This window comes from Halarchaeum rubridurum, from assembly GCF_014647115.1.
In the GTDB taxonomy this organism is placed as follows: Archaea; Halobacteriota; Halobacteria; order Halobacteriales; family Halobacteriaceae; genus Halarchaeum; species Halarchaeum rubridurum.
Map to the genome: position 1 here is coordinate 513,912 of NZ_BMOO01000002.1, position 15,961 is coordinate 529,872.

The 15,961-nt window shown below is 63.7% G+C and carries 16 protein-coding genes and 1 pseudogene; 11 read left to right on the top strand and 6 right to left on the bottom strand.

What is annotated here, in order from left to right:
• The first annotated feature begins 146 nt into the window (after nucleotides 1-146).
• On the top strand, nucleotides 147-518 hold the full coding sequence (locus IEX84_RS05895; protein WP_158832271.1) for an SHOCT domain-containing protein: 372 nt from the start codon (nucleotides 147-149) through the stop codon (nucleotides 516-518).
• Between the two features lie 248 nt (nucleotides 519-766).
• Complete coding sequence (locus IEX84_RS05900) at nucleotides 767-1,201, top strand: hypothetical protein (protein ID WP_229732320.1); 435 nt, start codon at nucleotides 767-769, stop codon at nucleotides 1,199-1,201.
• Nucleotides 1,202-1,221: 20 nt separating this feature from the next.
• Here IEX84_RS05900 and IEX84_RS05905 read toward each other — a convergent pair whose 3' ends face one another.
• Nucleotides 1,222-1,746 carry an ArsR/SmtB family transcription factor gene (locus IEX84_RS05905; protein WP_188870805.1) on the bottom strand — a complete coding sequence of 175 codons (525 nt, stop codon included), beginning with the start codon at nucleotides 1,744-1,746 and terminating at the stop codon, nucleotides 1,222-1,224.
• Between the two features lie 182 nt (nucleotides 1,747-1,928).
• Here IEX84_RS05905 and IEX84_RS05910 point away from each other — a divergent pair, with 182 nt between their 5' ends.
• Genes IEX84_RS05910 through IEX84_RS05920 form a run of 3 tightly spaced genes read left to right on the top strand, consistent with a single transcriptional unit; the run spans nucleotide 1,929 to nucleotide 4,750 of the window.
• A complete protein-coding gene (locus IEX84_RS05910; protein WP_188870807.1) occupies nucleotides 1,929-2,144 on the top strand; it encodes a heavy-metal-associated domain-containing protein in 216 nt (71 codons plus the stop codon).
• Nucleotides 2,145-2,148: 4 nt separating this feature from the next.
• The gene (locus IEX84_RS05915; RefSeq protein WP_188870809.1) at nucleotides 2,149-4,068 is read left to right on the top strand and encodes a heavy metal translocating P-type ATPase; all 1,920 of its coding nucleotides are present in this window, start codon (nucleotides 2,149-2,151) and stop codon (nucleotides 4,066-4,068) included.
• Nucleotides 4,069-4,096: 28 nt separating this feature from the next.
• Nucleotides 4,097-4,750, top strand: coding sequence for a hypothetical protein (locus tag IEX84_RS05920; RefSeq protein ID WP_006186940.1), 654 nt, complete (start codon nucleotides 4,097-4,099; stop codon nucleotides 4,748-4,750).
• Nucleotides 4,751-4,785: 35 nt separating this feature from the next.
• Here IEX84_RS05920 and IEX84_RS14560 read toward each other — a convergent pair.
• Nucleotides 4,786-5,063, bottom strand: a pseudogene (locus IEX84_RS14560) (site-specific integrase); the annotation flags it as partial.
• 407 nt (nucleotides 5,064-5,470) lie between these two features.
• On the opposite strand from IEX84_RS14560, the gene IEX84_RS05925 reads away from it, so the two are divergent.
• On the top strand, nucleotides 5,471-6,445 hold the full coding sequence (locus IEX84_RS05925) for an aldo/keto reductase (protein WP_188870811.1): 975 nt from the start codon (nucleotides 5,471-5,473) through the stop codon (nucleotides 6,443-6,445).
• 550 nt (nucleotides 6,446-6,995) lie between these two features.
• Complete coding sequence (locus IEX84_RS05930) at nucleotides 6,996-8,258, top strand: Cdc6/Cdc18 family protein (RefSeq protein ID WP_188870813.1); 1,263 nt, start codon at nucleotides 6,996-6,998, stop codon at nucleotides 8,256-8,258.
• A gap of 220 nt (nucleotides 8,259-8,478) precedes the next feature.
• On the opposite strand, the gene IEX84_RS05935 is transcribed toward IEX84_RS05930, so the two are convergent.
• On the bottom strand, nucleotides 8,479-9,207 hold the full coding sequence (locus IEX84_RS05935; protein WP_188870815.1) for a hypothetical protein: 729 nt from the start codon (nucleotides 9,205-9,207) through the stop codon (nucleotides 8,479-8,481).
• A 173-nt stretch (nucleotides 9,208-9,380) separates the two neighbouring features.
• On the opposite strand from IEX84_RS05935, the gene IEX84_RS05940 reads away from it, so the two are divergent.
• Together IEX84_RS05940 and IEX84_RS05945 are read left to right on the top strand one after the other, a co-directional pair.
• Nucleotides 9,381-9,521 carry a ParA family protein gene (locus tag IEX84_RS05940; RefSeq protein ID WP_188870935.1) on the top strand — a complete coding sequence of 47 codons (141 nt, stop codon included), beginning with the start codon at nucleotides 9,381-9,383 and terminating at the stop codon, nucleotides 9,519-9,521.
• Nucleotides 9,522-9,584: 63 nt separating this feature from the next.
• Complete coding sequence (locus IEX84_RS05945) at nucleotides 9,585-9,737, top strand: hypothetical protein (protein WP_188870817.1); 153 nt, start codon at nucleotides 9,585-9,587, stop codon at nucleotides 9,735-9,737.
• Between the two features lie 9 nt (nucleotides 9,738-9,746).
• Here the strand turns inward: IEX84_RS05945 and IEX84_RS05950 are convergent, their stop codons facing one another.
• Both IEX84_RS05950 and IEX84_RS05955 read right to left on the bottom strand, forming a co-directional pair.
• The gene (locus IEX84_RS05950; protein WP_188870819.1) at nucleotides 9,747-10,838 is read right to left on the bottom strand and encodes a CobW family GTP-binding protein; all 1,092 of its coding nucleotides are present in this window, start codon (nucleotides 10,836-10,838) and stop codon (nucleotides 9,747-9,749) included.
• 261 nt (nucleotides 10,839-11,099) lie between these two features.
• Entirely contained in the window at nucleotides 11,100-11,519 is a 420-nt protein-coding gene (locus IEX84_RS05955) for a GlcG/HbpS family heme-binding protein (RefSeq protein ID WP_188870821.1), read from the bottom strand.
• A gap of 850 nt (nucleotides 11,520-12,369) precedes the next feature.
• Here IEX84_RS05955 and IEX84_RS05960 point away from each other — a divergent pair.
• Nucleotides 12,370-13,608 (top strand): mandelate racemase/muconate lactonizing enzyme family protein, encoded by a 1,239-nt coding sequence (locus IEX84_RS05960; RefSeq protein WP_188870823.1) that lies wholly within the window; start codon nucleotides 12,370-12,372, stop codon nucleotides 13,606-13,608.
• Nucleotides 13,609-13,927: 319 nt separating this feature from the next.
• Here IEX84_RS05960 and IEX84_RS05965 read toward each other — a convergent pair whose 3' ends face one another.
• A complete protein-coding gene (locus IEX84_RS05965) occupies nucleotides 13,928-14,398 on the bottom strand; it encodes a universal stress protein (protein WP_188870825.1) in 471 nt (156 codons plus the stop codon).
• A gap of 113 nt (nucleotides 14,399-14,511) precedes the next feature.
• Here IEX84_RS05965 and IEX84_RS05970 point away from each other — a divergent pair, with 113 nt between their 5' ends.
• A complete protein-coding gene (locus IEX84_RS05970; protein ID WP_188870828.1) occupies nucleotides 14,512-15,909 on the top strand; it encodes a GntP family permease in 1,398 nt (465 codons plus the stop codon).
• Nucleotides 15,910-15,961: the final 52 nt, after the last annotated feature.

Below are 15,961 nucleotides of genomic sequence, written 5' to 3' on the forward strand. Positions count from 1 at the left end.
CCTTCAGATAGTTCGGGTCAGAGCCGTGGTGAGTAGGTATTCAAAAGAATAGTGGTGGGTGGAGCACGCAGTTCAAAGGCACAACCGCATTGAATAGTTAGTGCGTAGTATAATCTGAGAACCCCAACTCACGGAGGGAACACAATATGCCGACAAATTCAGACGATACGCGACTTGTTACGCTCCTCCTCGTTATCATCGGTGCCGTATTCATCGTCCCGTTGTTCTTCATGGGCTTCGGGATGATGGGGTTCGGTCCGATGATGGGCGGGATGTGGAGCGGTCACATGTGGGGCGACGGGACGATGCCCGGCTGGATGTTCATCGTCGGTATTGTGATGCAGCTGCTGTTCCTCGCTGCCCTCGTCGGTGGTGGGTACCTCATCTATCGCGCAGTCACGGGCGATTCGAGTGACTCGGACCAAGCACTCGAAGAGCTTCGGCTTGCCTACGCTCGCGGGGAGCTGACCGACGAGGAATACGAACAGCGACGCGAGGCACTCGAACGAGATACCTGATTACGACGAGACATCAAAACCGAAGAATGACCGGCTTCCCCGACCACCGTCAACAGTCTACCCGTTCGCAACTTCCAGCGTGGCTTGACCGATACACGACGGTGGGGTTATACGGACTCCTAGTCGGGACGGGACTCTGTCTGGTCGCGTTCCTCACGAATCCCGTTCCCGATCCCTCGTTCCCGTGGGCGACGCTGCCCGAGTCTCTACGATTACCGATTGCACAGCCCCGGATCGAACACTGGCCTATGACCTACACTATCGGCATCTGGCTGTGGATTATCGGCTTTCCCGCGCTGTTCCTCGCTGGCTATAGACGATTCGGAGACTGGATGCCGTTCGGAACACCGATGTGGCTTGCTGGACTTCCGGCGCTCGCGATGCTCAGCTGGACGACATACTGCCGGTTTTTCTGGCCGAAGCTTCATCCGCCGACCTGGAACGCTCCCTCCTACACGGTCGTCTGCTGGCTATACTGCTCCTCGTACAACGTGCTCTGGAGTAATCTTGCCTATCTGATTGCGTTCGTCGGCGTCGCCGCGACAGTTCTAGCTGTGCGACGCCGGCACGTAGCCGGATACATCCTACTCGGGTTCGGAGTCTTCGCACTTCCCCTCGGATTGCCAGCTGTGTATGAGGGATATCGCCGGATAACTAAAACACACGGTGAAGTGAGGCCTTGACAGCGGTACAGGGCGCAAGCTCAAGAATCTCGGTGGCCACGAACGAACGCCCGGCGGAGGACAGTCAGGAGCACGTAGGTTTCGTACTTCTGGGTCTGACAGTGCTCACACGGCTGCATATCTGCGACGATCTCCGCTATCGCGTCGTCGTGGTCTTTTGTGAGAGTATCGAGTGCATCCCCAATCTGGGGCTGAACGGCCTCGATCATCTCCTCGACAGCGTCATCGGCTGACGCCGGCAGCGAGTACGAGAGGACGATCGTATTCGCGTGGTAGTACTTCGTCGTTCCACCGCGCCCTTCCTCGAAGCGGACGACGTCGACGAGACCGGCATCCCGTAACTCGTTGATGTGATGACGAACCGTGTTCTCCGTGCGGTCGACGCTGCGGTCCTCCAAACGGCCGTGGACCTCAGTTGCGGTGAGCGCCTCCTCAGAGAGGATATCGAGAATCATCGCCCGCATCGGTTCGTCGATGGCGTCCGAAACCCGGGTGTCTCGCACCGCGATGTCCTCAAGCCGGTGGTCGGTACCGGAACTACTCATACGAGAACTGAGTATGAGCAGGCGGGAAAAGCTAGCGGGACGCTGCTTTGAACTCAGGTTGCTGGGTTCGTGATACCGAAAGCCCTAGACGACCCGTTTAACTGTTCCAATCACCTATATCCATATTCAAACATATCATCTAAAAAATACTTATTGGGGTACGGGCACTACCTCAAACTGTAATGAGCGACATAACCCAGTTCCGCGTCCTCGACTTCGACTGCCCGACCTGTGCGAGCACCGTCGAACGCGCCCTGTCGAACGTCGACGGTGTCCAGCACGTCAAGGTTCACTACGCGACCGGCCGCGTCGAAATCGAGTACGACGACAGCGTCGCTGACCCCGACGCCTTCGCACAGACCATCGAAAACCAGGGGTACACGCCGCAGCCCGCCTAACACCATGACCAAACAATCGATCACGCAGTACTACCAAAAACACCGGAAGGCAATCGTCACGGCGACGAGCGGCCTGCTGTACGGCAGTGGCTGGAGTCTGGGCTACCTCACGAGTTTCGAGATGGCAAGCGCCGCCATCCTCGTCCTCGCGACGGTCGTGGGTGGCTACGACATCGCCAAGACCGCTTACCACGAGGTCACCAACCGGACGCTCGGCATCAAGACGCTGGTGACGCTGGCCGCCATCGGTGCTATCGTCATCGGGGAGTACTGGGAAGCCGCCGCCGTCGTCTTCCTGTTCAGCCTTGGCAGCTACCTCGAAGGCCGGACGATGCGGAAGACCCGGACGGCACTTCAGGAGCTACTGGAGATGACGCCCGACACGGCGACCGTCCGTCGCGACGGGACACTCCAAGAGGTCTCCGCCCGCGATGTCGAAGAGGGCGAAGTCGTCGTCGTAAAGCCGGGCGGGAAGATCCCGGTCGACGGAACCGTCGTCGACGGCGAGAGCGCAGTCAACCAGGCGCCGGTCACCGGCGAGAGCGCGCCCGTCCACAAGGCCGACAGCGACGAGGTGTACGCCGGGACGGTCAACCAGGAGGGCGCGCTAGAAATCCGGACGACGGGAGCGGGATCGGATACGACTCTCGAACGGATCATCCGTCGCGTCGAGGAGGCCCAGGAGGCTCAGTCGCCCACGGAGAGTCTCATCGACCGGTTCGCGAAGTACTACACGCCGGCCGTCATTGCCCTGGCTATCGGCGCGTACGCGGTCACGCAGAACGCGATCCTGTCGCTGACGCTGCTGGTCATCGGCTGTCCGGGCGCGCTGGTCATCGGGCCACCGGTCAGCATCGTCTCGGCCATCGGTAACGCCGCCCGGTCGGGCGTGCTGATGAAGGGCGGCGAACACCTCGAACGCGCCGGCAAGATCGATCTCGTCGCCTTCGACAAGACGGGGACGCTCACGAAGGGCGAGACCACCGTCTCCGACATCGAGGGGTTCGGCGTCGCCGCCGCCGACGTCCTCTCGCTCGCAGCGACCGCCGAGAAGAAGAGCGAACACCACCTCGCGGACGCCATCGTCGACATGGCCCGCGAACGCCAGACGGCTGCGACGGACGGTGGAGCGACGGTCGCCCAAGCGGACGATACGGACGTGGGGCGCAGGTCGGTCCCCGATCCCGACGACTTCGACGTGGTCGCCGGCAAGGGCGTCATCGCCCATGCCGATGGCCAGGAAGTCGTCGTCGGCAACCGCGCGCTGCTGGACGACCGCGACGTCGATGTCCCCGATCGGGTCGCCGACTACGTCCGCGAGCGTGAGGGGCGCGGCGAGACAGTCGTCCACGTCGTTCGGGACGGGGACATCATCGGCGCGATTGCGATGCGGGACGAGCTCCGGGAGGCCGCTCCTGGGGTCGTCGCGGCGCTCCAAGACGCTGGCATCGAGACGGTGATGCTCACCGGCGACAACGATCGGACGGCCGCTGCCGTTGCCGAGGAGGTCGGTATCGACGAGTACCGTGCCGAACTCCTCCCCGAGGACAAGCAGTCCGTCATCGAGGGCTACCAGGCCGACGGCCACGTCGTCGCGATGGTCGGCGACGGCATCAACGACGCGCCATCGCTGGCCACTGCCGATGTCGGCATCGCGATGGGTGCTGCGGGAACGGACACCGCTATCGAAACGGCTGACATGGCGTTGATGGCCGACGACCTCGAACGCATCCCGTACGCGGTCAAACTCAGCAAGGCGACGCGCTGGAACGTCCTCGAGAACGTCGGGATCGCGGTGCTGACCGTGACCGTCCTCCTCGCGGGCGTGCTCACCAGCTACGTCACCCTCGCGTCGGGAATGCTGGTCCACGAGGCCAGCGTCCTCCTCGTCATCCTCAACGGGATGCGACTGCTCCGCTACTGACCACGAGACACGATCACAACCACAACTCATGACATCGAATTCGACTGCGACTGACACGACCCAGACGAGAACCAATTGGCAGGTCGACTACGACGTCGAGCCGATCGAAATCCGCGACCCCGTCGCGGAGGCCCTCGACGTCCTCGAACCGGGCGAGCCGTTCGTCATCGCTTATAGAGACGCGGTGAAAGAGGCAGGACACTCCTGTCCGACTGCCTCGGGCGCCTACCGGATCGTCCAGCTCGGGCTCGACGCCCTGTATCCCGACGACTATCCAGTCCGGAGCGAAATCGAGGTCCAGACGGCCGGCCCGCAGGAGGATGCTGCGTACGGCGTGATGAGCCGTATCATCTCGTACGTGACTGGCGCGACCGGCGATGACGGATTCAGCGGGCTCGCCGGCGGCTATGGCGGCCGCCGCGACCTCCTGTGCTTCGACGGGTTCGACCCGGACACGGCGGACCCGACGTTCCGGTTCCGGCGAACCGACACGGACGAGACCGTCGAAGTGGCCTACCACGTCAGCGACGTTCCTAGCGGTGGACCCGCAATCGGGAACCTCCAGAGGATTCTCGACGGATCGGCAAGCGACCAGCAACGGGAGGCCTTCGCTGACGCTTGGCACCGCCGCGTGCAGGCTGTTCTCAGAGACGCCACCCTATTCTCCGTCGAAGGGGTATGAACGCGGCGGTGTACCCCTCACACTCGTAATGAGAGTTACCGCGATATACTGTTGGGCTCCTTGGGTACCTTGGTAGCGCCATCACCTAACTCGCCGACATCGATATGAGAGTACCCCACGCAAACCATCCCCTCAGAGTTGTCCAAGTATCGAGCTACAACCGCCAACCCAAATACTCAAACAAGAATCTCGCCCATCCCGCGTCAACTGCCATATGGAGCAAGGTAATCGTGTTTCCAATGGTCGATATCGATCTCCACAGCCTCTGAAGTCGTTGGAGAACCGACCGTGACCCATCAGTCATAATCTGCGGCAACGTCTACGGACACATCTATGCCGTTGTATGAGTCGTCGGAGCGCCCTGTCGGTGCCGTCGATATTGACGGGGTACAAGAGGTCAACTATGATTTATTTCCAGTTCATTTCGAACTGATTCGAAGGCACGCATCAAATCTATCCTCCGAGGTTGTGAACCGCACTAGCGTTCGTCTGAAACAGCGTCTCGCGCAGTGGCACCACCAGCCGCAAGCGTATGAGAATCGTGGAACCGCATGTGCGCGTCGGAGTCGTATCGGGGGTTCGAGACGGTCCGCGAGACCGAAGAGACTCGGACACCGGTTCGAAGTCGGCCAGCGTCGACCCTCCGGCAAATCCCTATCGGTCCCCGAGATGCGCGCCGCCGCCCGGGGCTACAACTTACCGAGCGGTAACACGTCGAGTGTGGAGTACACGACACTCGGATCGACGGGGATGGAGGTCAGCCAGATATGTCTCGGTTGCATGAGCTTCGGGTCGGGCCGCGAGTGGATGATCGACCGCGAGGAGAGCGAAGCGCTCATCGAGCGGGCCATCGAGCTCGGAGTGAACTTCTTCGACACGGCGAACACGTACTCGAACGGCGAGTCGGAGGAGATACTCGGCGACGCCCTCGCGGAGTACGACCGCGACGAGCAGGTCGTCGCGACGAAGGTGTTCTTCCCGCCGGAGGAGGACGCACACCGGAACGCGACGGGGCTCTCGCGGAAGACCATCGAGCAGGAACTGGAGAACTCCCTGGATCGCCTCGGGATGGACACCGTGGACCTCTACCAGATTCACCGCTGGGACCCCGAGACGCCCATCGAGCAGACGCTGCGCGCGCTCGACGACGCGGTCCGCCGCGGGAAGGTCCGGTATCTAGGCGCGTCGTCGATGTGGGCGCACCAGTTTGCCGACGCCCTCCACACGAGCGACCGACTGGGACTGGAGCGCTTCGCGACGATGCAGAACCACTACAACGCCCTCTACCGGGAGGAGGAGCGGGAGATGCTCCCGCTCTGTGAGCGCGAGGGCATCGGTGTGATCCCGTGGTCGCCGCTGGCGCGCGGCGTCGCCGCACGGCCCCACGAGGACCTCGACGCGACGACGCGTGGTGAGACGGACGCGTTCCTCGACGAGATGCCCTACCTCCAGAGCGGTGGCGAGGAGATCAACGAGCGGATCGAGGAGCTCGCGGACGAGAAGGGCGTGAAGATGGCGCAGATCGGGCTCGCGTGGCTCCTCCACCAGGACGCCGTCGACGCCCCCATCGTCGGCACGACGAGCATCGAGCACCTCGAGGACGCCGTCGAAGCCACCGAGCTCGACCTCACGGACTCCGAGCTCGAGTATCTCGAAGAGCCGTACGAGCCACTCCCGGTCGCGGGTCACGAGTGATCGCGCCCCGCGAGTAGGTCGACAGGACGGAGAGACGAGAGGAGCCGGTCCCGTCGGAGGCCGCTCGGCGGCCACACCCCCCCGGATTGTAAGTGTTCTCGGGCGTGACGGAGGGAAGGGGGGAGGGGGCGGAAACACCGGTTGCATATAAAAAAGGCATATAGAGCGGCTCTACCCTCCCCGGATTGTAAGTGTTTATTGAGGGGGAGAGCTGTGGAGGTGTGCACGAAAGCTGTTCGGTAGAAATTGATTCTTACACAAAGTATAATACCACTACACTAGCGACTAGACTAGCTAGTAGTAGTGGAAACCTACCCACCGTCTTCGCCGGTCGTCCGTCGCACCGCTCGGCGTTCGGTCCGCCTCGACCGTCGTACCGCTCGGTTTGCCGTACGCCGCTCCGTTCCCGCCCCTCCCGCCCCTCACTCCTTTCCAGGTTAAAGAACACTTACAATCCGGAGGGGGTGTGTTCGGCTGTTTTCGGGAACACTTAGAACAGTTAGAACACTTGCAGGGTAGGGTTGATATGGGTGGAGTGTGACGGGAGGATATGGATTCGCCGTTCAAGGGATCGAATCACGTCTTCCGTGATAAGGAACCCTTCAAGGAGGGGTACACTCCGGACGAAATCCTCGAACGCGAGGAGGAGATCCAGGAGTACGCGGCCGCACTGCAGGACATTCCCGACGGCTTCGGCGCGCCGAACGTCTTCATCTACGGACAGACCGGTGTGGGAAAGACGGCGACGACACAGAAGGTCATCGAGTTCCTCGAAGCGGAGGCGGCGGACTCCGGCGTCGCGCTCACGACGCTCACCGTCAACTGCAACAAACGGACGTCCACGTACAAGGTCCTCCAGTACCTCGCCAACGAGCTCTACCCCGACCGGCACTTCAAACAGGGGACGCATCCCGACACCCTCTGGGATCGGATCTACGAGGCGCTCGACGAGGTCGGCGGCTACGTCATCGTGATCCTCGACGAGATCGACAAGCTCGGCGAGGACGAGGAACTCCTCTACGACTTCCCGCGCGCGAAGGCCATCGGCGAACTCGAAAACGCCGAGGTCGGTATCGTCGGGATCAGTAACAACTTCAAGTTCCGCGAGACCCTCTCCCAGCGCGTCAAGTCCACGCTCTGCGAGAAGGAGATCCAGTTCTCCCCGTACGACGCGAACGAACTCCGCTCGATCCTCTCCTACTACGCGGACCTCACCTTCCGCGACGGCGTCCTCTCCGAGGACGTCATCCCGCTCACGGCGGCGCTCACCGCCCAGGACTCCGGCGACGCGCGCATGGCGCTCGACCTCCTCGAAACCGCGGGCGACATCGCGCGTCACGAGGACGACGACCGCGTCCTCGAAGACCACGTCCGCATCGCCCGGAGCGAGGTCGACCGCGCGAACACCCGCGACATCATCACCGAGCGCCTCACCAGCCAGATGCAACTCGTCCTGATGGCGACGACACTCCTCGTGATCGACCCGGACGGCGAGGCGAAAGTGAAGACTATCTACTCGCTGTACAAGGACCTCTGTGATCGCGTCGACGCGGACACGCTCTCCGAGAGTCGGGTCCGCGATCACCTGGACACCCTCGAGATGTTCGGCCTCCTCGAAAAGGGCGAACACAACCTCGGTCGGCGCGGCGGCCGGTCGTACATCTACTCGCTCGTCGACGAACCGCGGATCATCGTCGAGACGTTCCGGGAGGACGAACGCCTCAAGCAGGGGTTCCCGTCGTCCGTCGACAGCCTCCTCGGGTCGTTCGAGGACTCCAGCCAATCCCACGTACAGAGCGAGTTCAACGTCTGACGAGGCGGGAAACACTTACAACCCGGGGAGGGTGGGGGCGGCTATCGACGTCGCGTCCGGTTTCGTGGTGACGGTTTTCACGCGGTCGAGTATACCCACGTTCTACGCACTCTCCTACCTGAAAACACTTACAACCCGGGGAGGGAGAATCGGATCTCGGTTCCGCGGCGACGACGCCCACGTCCCCGTCACGGAGAGACCGTGACGGTCCCCGACCGACTCAGGCGTCTCGCCGGCTGGCCCGCCATCGGTCGTACTGCACCCAACCGCGTCGGAGCGACCACAGACCCACGAGCAGCATCGCGATCCTCCCCAGTGCTGCGACGCCCGTCCCGTGCTGATCCCGTGGCGTCTCGCCCCGCTGATAGTTGAAGACGTAGTACGACTCCCCGGAGCGAACGGCCTGCGTCGGGTCCCGGAGCCGATGCGGAACCGCGGCCGTCCCCTCCGAGACGAGACGGCGGATGCTGCTCGGTCGGTTCGTCTCAGCGACCGGACGGGCGATATCGTCGAGTACCGTCCCCGCCGAGACGGGTTGCAATCCGTACGTGATCGTGCTTCCGTTCCTCTCGTGGACGCGACGATAGTACTGATCGAAGAACGCCACGTACGGTGCCGCTCGTCGCTCGACCGGATTCACCTTCTCGACGGTGACATCGCCGTCGAGTTGGCGGACCTCCAACCCGCAGAGTCGCGAGTAGTCGCTGAGACAATCGACCCCTCTCAGGCCGTCGTCGGGGGGTTCCCCATCGAAGGCGAGTGCGCCGCTTTCGGCCGTCACCTCGACGGCTGTGTACGTGAAGTCGGATTCGGAGCCGGATCCGAACACCACACTGGCTGGAGTGGCGAACACGAGACTGGAGACGAGGAGGACCCCGAGGGCGAGATACACCCCCGCCCGAACCAGATGCGATCTGCGCTCAGTTCGTAGTCGGCTCACGCTGACCATTTGCCGTATCGGCCCCCATCTATCTTTTTCAAACCGAGACTCCCCGGGTGAAGGGGCCCGTCGACGCCCGAGTCCGCACGTCTCCCGACGTGTCTACGTTAGCTAAGCTAGCTACCTCAGGCCACTTTGCTACCGTGGGTACCTTTACGACGGTAGATACGGTACGGAGACGTATGACCGACGACCCGGAACCGCGCGCGGTGACCGTCGCCCTGCAGAAGGGTGGGGTGGGAAAGACCACCGTCGCGATCAACGCCGACCTGATCGTCGAGAAGGTCCTCGACGCGCGACGCCGGAAGTTCGAGGACGACTGACCGGCCACCGCGGGACGTTCGACCCGCGAGAGCTTTAAGGTGGAACGTCGCGTACGCCGGTCTATGTGTATCTACTGTGGCGCCGTCTACGACGGGGGCTGGGGCAAACTCCTCGAGTACGACGACGTCTATCAGGAGACGATGGCCGGCGAGTCGACGTCGACACACGGCTTCCAGGAATCCTGGGACGACCTGCGCGAGGAACTCGACGTCTGAGGACTCCTCCTACGGCCGCTCCAGCGGGAACGGATACGCTTCGGGCGACTCGCCTTCTTCGCACAGCAACTCGTCGAGCTCCGCGCGGAGACGGGCTTCCTCCAACTCTCGGCCGATGAAGACGAGTCGCGTCTCGCGCTCGTCGCCGTCGTCCCACGCGCCGATGGGGCCGGCCTGCACCGCCCGGCCGGCCTGACTGACGCCGAGGACGTCCGCCGAGCCGGCGACGTGGCAGAACCCTTTCGCGCGAATCACGCCGGGGTCGGGGTCGTCGAGCCACGCGGCGAGGCGCTCCGGGTGAAACGGCCGTTCGCTCCGATAGACGAACGAGGAGACCCCGTGGTGTTCGGCGGCGCTCTCCCCGTCGTGTTCGTGGCCCTCGCCGGCGGCGTGGCGCTTCCACCCCTGCGAGCGCGACACCGCCGCGTAGTCGAAACGCCCGGTGTCGAGAACCCGTCCGGGGTCGATCTCCGAGTGCGTGGTGCGTACGACCTCGGCGCGCGGCTGGAGTTCGCGCACGACCGCCTCGATTCCGCCGAGGACGTCGTCGGGCACCATGTCGGACTTGTTCAGCAGGAGGACGTCGCAGAACTCCACGGACTCGACGAGCACCTCGCTGAGGGGGCGCTCGTCGTCGGCGGCGTCCGCGCCAGCCGGGAGGCTCTCGCCCGCGTCGAACTCCTTCCAGAACCCGTAGCTGTCGAGTACCGTCACCATCGTGTCGAGTTCGAAGTACTCCGTCGGGTCGATGTCACCGTCCTCAGTTCCCTCCAGGAAGACCCGCGCGACGGGTACGGGTTCGCTGATGCCCGAGGACTCGACGAGGAGGTAGTCGAACTCGCGCTCTTCGGCGAGCCGTCGCGCCTCGCTGAGCAAGTCGTCCTGCAGACGACAGCAGATACAGCCGTTCGAGAGGTCGACGACGCCGCGCTCCTCGTCGCGGTCCGCGACGAGCTCGGCGTCGACGTTGACGTCGCCCATGTCGTTGACGATAACCGCCACCTCGTACCCCTGCTGGTTCGACAGGACGTGATTGACCAGCGTCGTCTTTCCCGCACCGAGAGTGCCGCTCACGACCGTCACCGGAATGGGGCTCGTCATCACGCGCGTGTTTCGCCGCCGGCGCGCTAAAAGCTTCGCCACGGTCGACCTCCGACGACAGACGAGCCGGGAGACCGGTCCACGGAACGCAGCGGCGGGGGAATGCGGGTCGCCGTAGTATGCCGAATCCGCTGGCTACCTTAGCTGACGTAGCTAACGCAGCTGACGTGGCTACCTTAGGTATCTAGCACAGCTTCGGGAGCTCTCGTCGACGAGGGCCCGTGGCGCGCCCGACCGAACGGGTTCGTTCACGACGCCCGTCTACGCGGTGTGCTCGTCGAACGCGTCGAGTGCGGCCTCGGCGACGGCCATGTCTTGGGAGACCTCGCCGCCGCTGACGCCAATCGTCCCGATGATGTCGCCGTCGCGCACGATGGGGTAGCCGCCGCCGAAGACGACGAGCCGGTTGTCGTCGGTCGTCTGGAGTCCCCAGAGGGATTCTCCGGGCGTCGAGGCCTCGGCGAGGTCGTGTGTCGGCATCTGGAGCGCCGCGGCGGTGTACGCCTTGTTCCGCGAGATGGAGACGCTCGCCAGCCACGCGTCGTCCATCCGGTGTTGGGCGACGAGGTTCCCCTCCGGGTTCGCGACCGCGATCACCATCTTCAGGTCCATCTCCGCGGCCGCCGCTTCGGCCTCCTCGATCAGGTCCGTCGCCTCCGACAGCGTGATAGTCTCGCTCATACCGTCCACAGATACTCGTGTCTGTCACTTAATACTGTGTAACAGTATACCTCGATTTATCCTCCCCTTCTGCTCTCTCCCGCACTTGCCCGTTCTCACTTGATACCTCCCTCGACGGTCAGTCACCATCCGCGACCGTTCCTGATATGCACGTAACGGACAATAACATCCTCTGACCGGTCGATGGTGACTCCGGGTCGGAGTACCCGACCAGCGGTATCCTTCCCGAATAGTCGGACACTCTATGTCGTCAGGATAGAAAAGAGTCGATAGACTGGTGGTTTGTTCAAGCTACCCGGAGATACGGACCTGCTCGTATCGTCGAATCTTGTTACAACTGCCCAAGACCCCCCGTCTCCCCCGCGTTCTCGATACGGCCGTCGTCGGCGGTTGATGCAACTCGTCCCCTCAGGTACTGTTCGACTCTCCGGAACCGCGGATACCGCGAACCCGCCACGGGCGATGCGACGCCCGGGCCTCCCCCTCCTCTCTCGTCGCCGCCGTTCAGAACGATAGAACGGCGAGTCATTTACGAGTATATGTGTGTAAAGGTCTATGCGTGGGACCGCACGGCGGTTCCACGGTGCGGTCTCACGTAGCATCGGCCACGCGAGCAGTACCGACGAGGTGTACTTTCCGTCCCACGATAGTGAACGACGGATGTACCCTCCGGGCCATCGTCCCCGCGTTCTGTCTCGGCGTCCCTGTCTTGGTATAGTCCCTCGCACGTGCGAGCGTGAGTCGACTCGCCCGTGGTTGGCTGGTGGGGTCTCCCGGTATCTGTGGACGACGAGTAACCGGCGTGAAATGCAGAAGATTTACCATCGACCTCAGTAACTGGGTACATGCAATGGTCGATTACACCCAGCTGAGCGACCCGAACGCGGAGTACACGATGCGGGACCTCTCCGCGGAGACGATGGGCGTGACGGACGAACGTGGCGGCGTCCGCGACGCGGAGATCACGGACGTACAGACGACGATGGTGGACGGCAACTATCCGTGGATTCTCGTCCGCGTCTACACGGACGCGGGCGTCGTCGGTACCGGGGAGTCCTACTGGGGCGGCGGCGACGCCGAGATAATCGAGCGGATGGCGCCCTTCCTCGTCGGGGAGAACCCGCTCGACATCGACCGGCTCTACGAGCACCTCATCCAGAAGATGAGTGGCGAGGGCTCCATCTCCGGGAAGGTGGTCTCCGCCATCTCCGGGATCGAGATCGCGCTCCACGACGTCGCGGGCAAGCTCCTCGACGTGCCCGCCTATCAGCTCGTCGGCGGGAAGTACCGTGACGAGGTACGCGTCTACTGCGACCTCCACACGGAGAACGAAGCGGACCCCGAGGCGTGCGCGGCGGAGGCCGAGCGCGTCGTCGAGAACCTCGGCTACGACGCGATCAAGTTCGACCTCGACGTCCCGAGCGGTCACGAGAAGGACCGCGCGAACCGCCACCTGCGGAATCCCGAGATCGACCACAAGGTCGAGATCGTCGAGGCGACGACCGAGGCCGTCGGTGACCGGGCGGACGTCGCCTTCGACTGCCACTGGTCGTTCACCGGTGGGAGCGCGAAGCGTCTCGCGCGCGAACTCGAGGAGTACGACGTCTGGTGGCTCGAAGACCCGGTCCCGCCGGAGAACCACGACGTCCAGCAGCAGGTCACGGAGTCGACCTCGACGCCCATCGCAGTCGGCGAGAACGTCTATCGGAAGTTCGGCCAGCGGACGCTGCTCGAACCACAGGCGGTCGATATCGTCGCGCCCGACCTCCCGCGCGTCGGCGGGATGCGCGAGACTCGCAAGATAGCCGACATCGCCGACATGTACTACACGCCGGTGGCGATGCACAACGTCTCCTCGCCCATCGGTACGATGGCGTCCGCGCAGGTCGCCGCCGCCATCCCGAACTCCCTCGCGCTCGAGTACCACTCCTACGAGCTCGGCTGGTGGGCGGACCTCGTCGAGGAGGACGACCTCATCCAGGAGGGCCGCATGCCGATTCCCGAGGAGCCCGGCCTCGGCCTCACGCTCGACCTCGACGTCGTCGAGGACCACATGGTCGCGGGCGAGACGCTGTTCGACGAGGAGTGAAGCGACTCGTCGAGCACGCGACGTCTCGCGTCGCCTAGTTCGACGAAGCCTGAAAGGGTTCGTCGGGCAAGCGGAGCTCCACTCCGCCCAGTTCGACGAGGAGTGAAGCGACTCGTCGAGCACGCGACGTCTCGCGTCGCCTAGTTCGACGAGGAGTGAAGCGACTCGTCGAGCACGCGACGCCCCGCGTCGCACGGTTCGCCAAGTGACGTCTCGCTGGGCTACGGCGTGTTTCGTCGGTACGCGCGCCGAGAAATAGCGGAGGAACGGCCGGCGTGGTTTCGTGGTCGTGCTGCTGTGACCGACGTCGGTCGTGCGCTCACTCGGCGTCTTCGCGCGTTTGGACGGTCACGAACTCGTCGAACCCGAGCAGGACGCGTTGGACCCAGTCGCCGAAGATCGCTTTGCCGGTCGGCGAGCGGCGGCGACCGGTGACGAAGAGGTGGTCCGCGTCGTACTCGTCGGCGGCGGCGAGCGTCGCCGTCCCGTAGCCGCCGTCGATGACCTCGACGACGACGTCGTACGAGACGTCGGTGTCCCCGAGGGTCTGGGCGACGTAGTCCGCGAGGGCGTCTTCGGCGGCCTCGATGAAGGCGTCCTCGTCGTCGTACGTGACGCCTTCGACACCCCCGAGGGCTTCGAACTTCTCGACGCCCTCACCGACGTCTCGCTCCGTCGCGAAGGTCAGTATCGTGAGCGAGGCGTCGGCACCTCGGGCGTGCTCTTCGGCTTCCCGAAGGAGGTCTGCGTGCGCTGGCGTCTCCTCGACGACGATGAGTCCTCGATCCATACGACCGTCATATCCTTCATGTACAATAAATGTGTTCCCGTCGCGGCGTGGCGTGTGAACCGCCATCACATGATTTTTATACTACTATCATTATTGTGGGTGACGTAGGAACTATGCCAGCAGCACTCCCGGCACTCACGGCACTCGCCGTCGGTGTCATCGTCGTCGTACTGTTGCTCGTCGTCTTGGACCTCCCCGCGTTCGTCGGGCTGGTCATCTCGGCGTTCACCGTCGGGTTGGTGAACGCCGCCCTCGTCTCCGACATCGCCTTCGGGGCCATCCCGGGTGACGTCGCGACGGCGTTCGGCAACAACATGGCAGGTATCGGTATCCCCATCCTGATGGCCGCGATCATCGGGAAGTCCATGACGGAGTCCGGCGCGGCGAACCGGGTCGTCCGGTCGTTCCAGTCCGTGGTCTCCGACGACAACGCCGACTTCGCGCTCTGGGGAAGCAGCACGGTCCTCGCCATCCCCGTGTTCTTCGACAACGTCTTCTACCTCATGGCCCCCCTCGCGCGCTCGATGCGTGCCCGCATCGGGGACAACTACGCCCTCTACATCGCCGTCGTCGGCGGTGGTGGGACGGCCGCGCACGCGTTCATCCCCCCGACTCCCGGGCCGCTCGCCGTCGCACAGGAGCTCAGCACGGGACAGTCGCTGCTCGGTATGACGATCGTCCTCGGACTCGCCACCGCGATTCCCGCCGCCCTCATCGCCGGCGTCGCCTACGGTCGGTTCATCAACGCTCGCGTGGACATCCCCCTCCGGGAGTCCATGGGCACCACCGCCGAAGACCTCGAAAGCCAGGCCGAGAAACCGATAGAGAGCCTCCCCGGCCTCTTCGAATCACTGCTACCGATAATCGTCGCCGTCGCGTTCATCGCCGCCGGTACCGCCGTCGACACGTTCGCCGGTAGCTACCCCGCACTCGAAGCCCTCGACCCGCTCACGAACTTCGTCGGTGACGCGAACTTCGCCCTCACCGTCGCCGCGATGATCGCCGCCATCACCTACCTCCGCCTGGACGACTTCCCCCGTCAGGTCTGGCAGGACGAACTGACCGAGGCACTCCAGAACGGTGGCAACATCGCCGCTATCACCGCAGCCGGTGGCGCGTTCGGCGCGATGCTCGCGGCCTCCGGTATCGGGATGGTCATCGCCAACGCCCTCAGCGGCATCGGCATCGGCCTGCTCATCACCGCGTGGCTCATCGCCGCAATCGTCCGCATCGCACAGGGGTCCGCGACCGTCGCCATGATTACCACCGGTGGCATCATGGCTCCTCTCGTCCCCGAACTCGCCGTGCACCCGGCCTATCTCGTCATGGCGATTGGCGCGGGCGGCATCACGACTTCCTGGTACAACGACTCCGGCTTCTGGATCGTCAAGGAGATCGGCGGACTGACGCAGGCTGAGACGCTCAAGACGTGGACCGCCGTCACCGCGATTCTCTCCGTGGCGGCGCTCGCCATCGTCCTCGTCTACTCGACGCTCTTCCCCCTCGCCTGACCCGCGACGTCGCCGCCCCGACGCCGCATCGCTCTTCTCTTTCGTCCCGGCT

Bases quoted from the DNA above. Each gene is read 5' to 3' on its own strand.
- IEX84_RS05895 (WP_158832271.1), top strand. From the start codon at position 147: ATGCCGACAAATTCAGACGATACGCGACTTGTTACGCTCCTCCTCGTT.
- IEX84_RS05900 (WP_229732320.1), top strand. From the start codon at position 767: ATGACCTACACTATCGGCATCTGGCTGTGGATTATCGGCTTTCCCGCG.
- IEX84_RS05905 (WP_188870805.1), bottom strand. From the start codon at position 1,746: ATGAGTAGTTCCGGTACCGACCACCGGCTTGAGGACATCGCGGTGCGA.
- IEX84_RS05910 (WP_188870807.1), top strand. From the start codon at position 1,929: ATGAGCGACATAACCCAGTTCCGCGTCCTCGACTTCGACTGCCCGACC.
- IEX84_RS05915 (WP_188870809.1), top strand. From the start codon at position 2,149: ATGACCAAACAATCGATCACGCAGTACTACCAAAAACACCGGAAGGCA.
- IEX84_RS05920 (WP_006186940.1), top strand. From the start codon at position 4,097: ATGACATCGAATTCGACTGCGACTGACACGACCCAGACGAGAACCAAT.
- IEX84_RS05930 (WP_188870813.1), top strand. From the start codon at position 6,996: ATGGATTCGCCGTTCAAGGGATCGAATCACGTCTTCCGTGATAAGGAA.
- IEX84_RS05935 (WP_188870815.1), bottom strand. From the start codon at position 9,207: ATGGTCAGCGTGAGCCGACTACGAACTGAGCGCAGATCGCATCTGGTT.
- IEX84_RS05940 (WP_188870935.1), top strand. From the start codon at position 9,381: ATGACCGACGACCCGGAACCGCGCGCGGTGACCGTCGCCCTGCAGAAG.
- IEX84_RS05945 (WP_188870817.1), top strand. From the start codon at position 9,585: ATGTGTATCTACTGTGGCGCCGTCTACGACGGGGGCTGGGGCAAACTC.
- IEX84_RS05950 (WP_188870819.1), bottom strand. From the start codon at position 10,838: ATGACGAGCCCCATTCCGGTGACGGTCGTGAGCGGCACTCTCGGTGCG.
- IEX84_RS05955 (WP_188870821.1), bottom strand. From the start codon at position 11,519: ATGAGCGAGACTATCACGCTGTCGGAGGCGACGGACCTGATCGAGGAG.
- IEX84_RS05960 (WP_188870823.1), top strand. From the start codon at position 12,370: ATGGTCGATTACACCCAGCTGAGCGACCCGAACGCGGAGTACACGATG.
- IEX84_RS05965 (WP_188870825.1), bottom strand. From the start codon at position 14,398: ATGGATCGAGGACTCATCGTCGTCGAGGAGACGCCAGCGCACGCAGAC.
- IEX84_RS05970 (WP_188870828.1), top strand. From the start codon at position 14,512: ATGCCAGCAGCACTCCCGGCACTCACGGCACTCGCCGTCGGTGTCATC.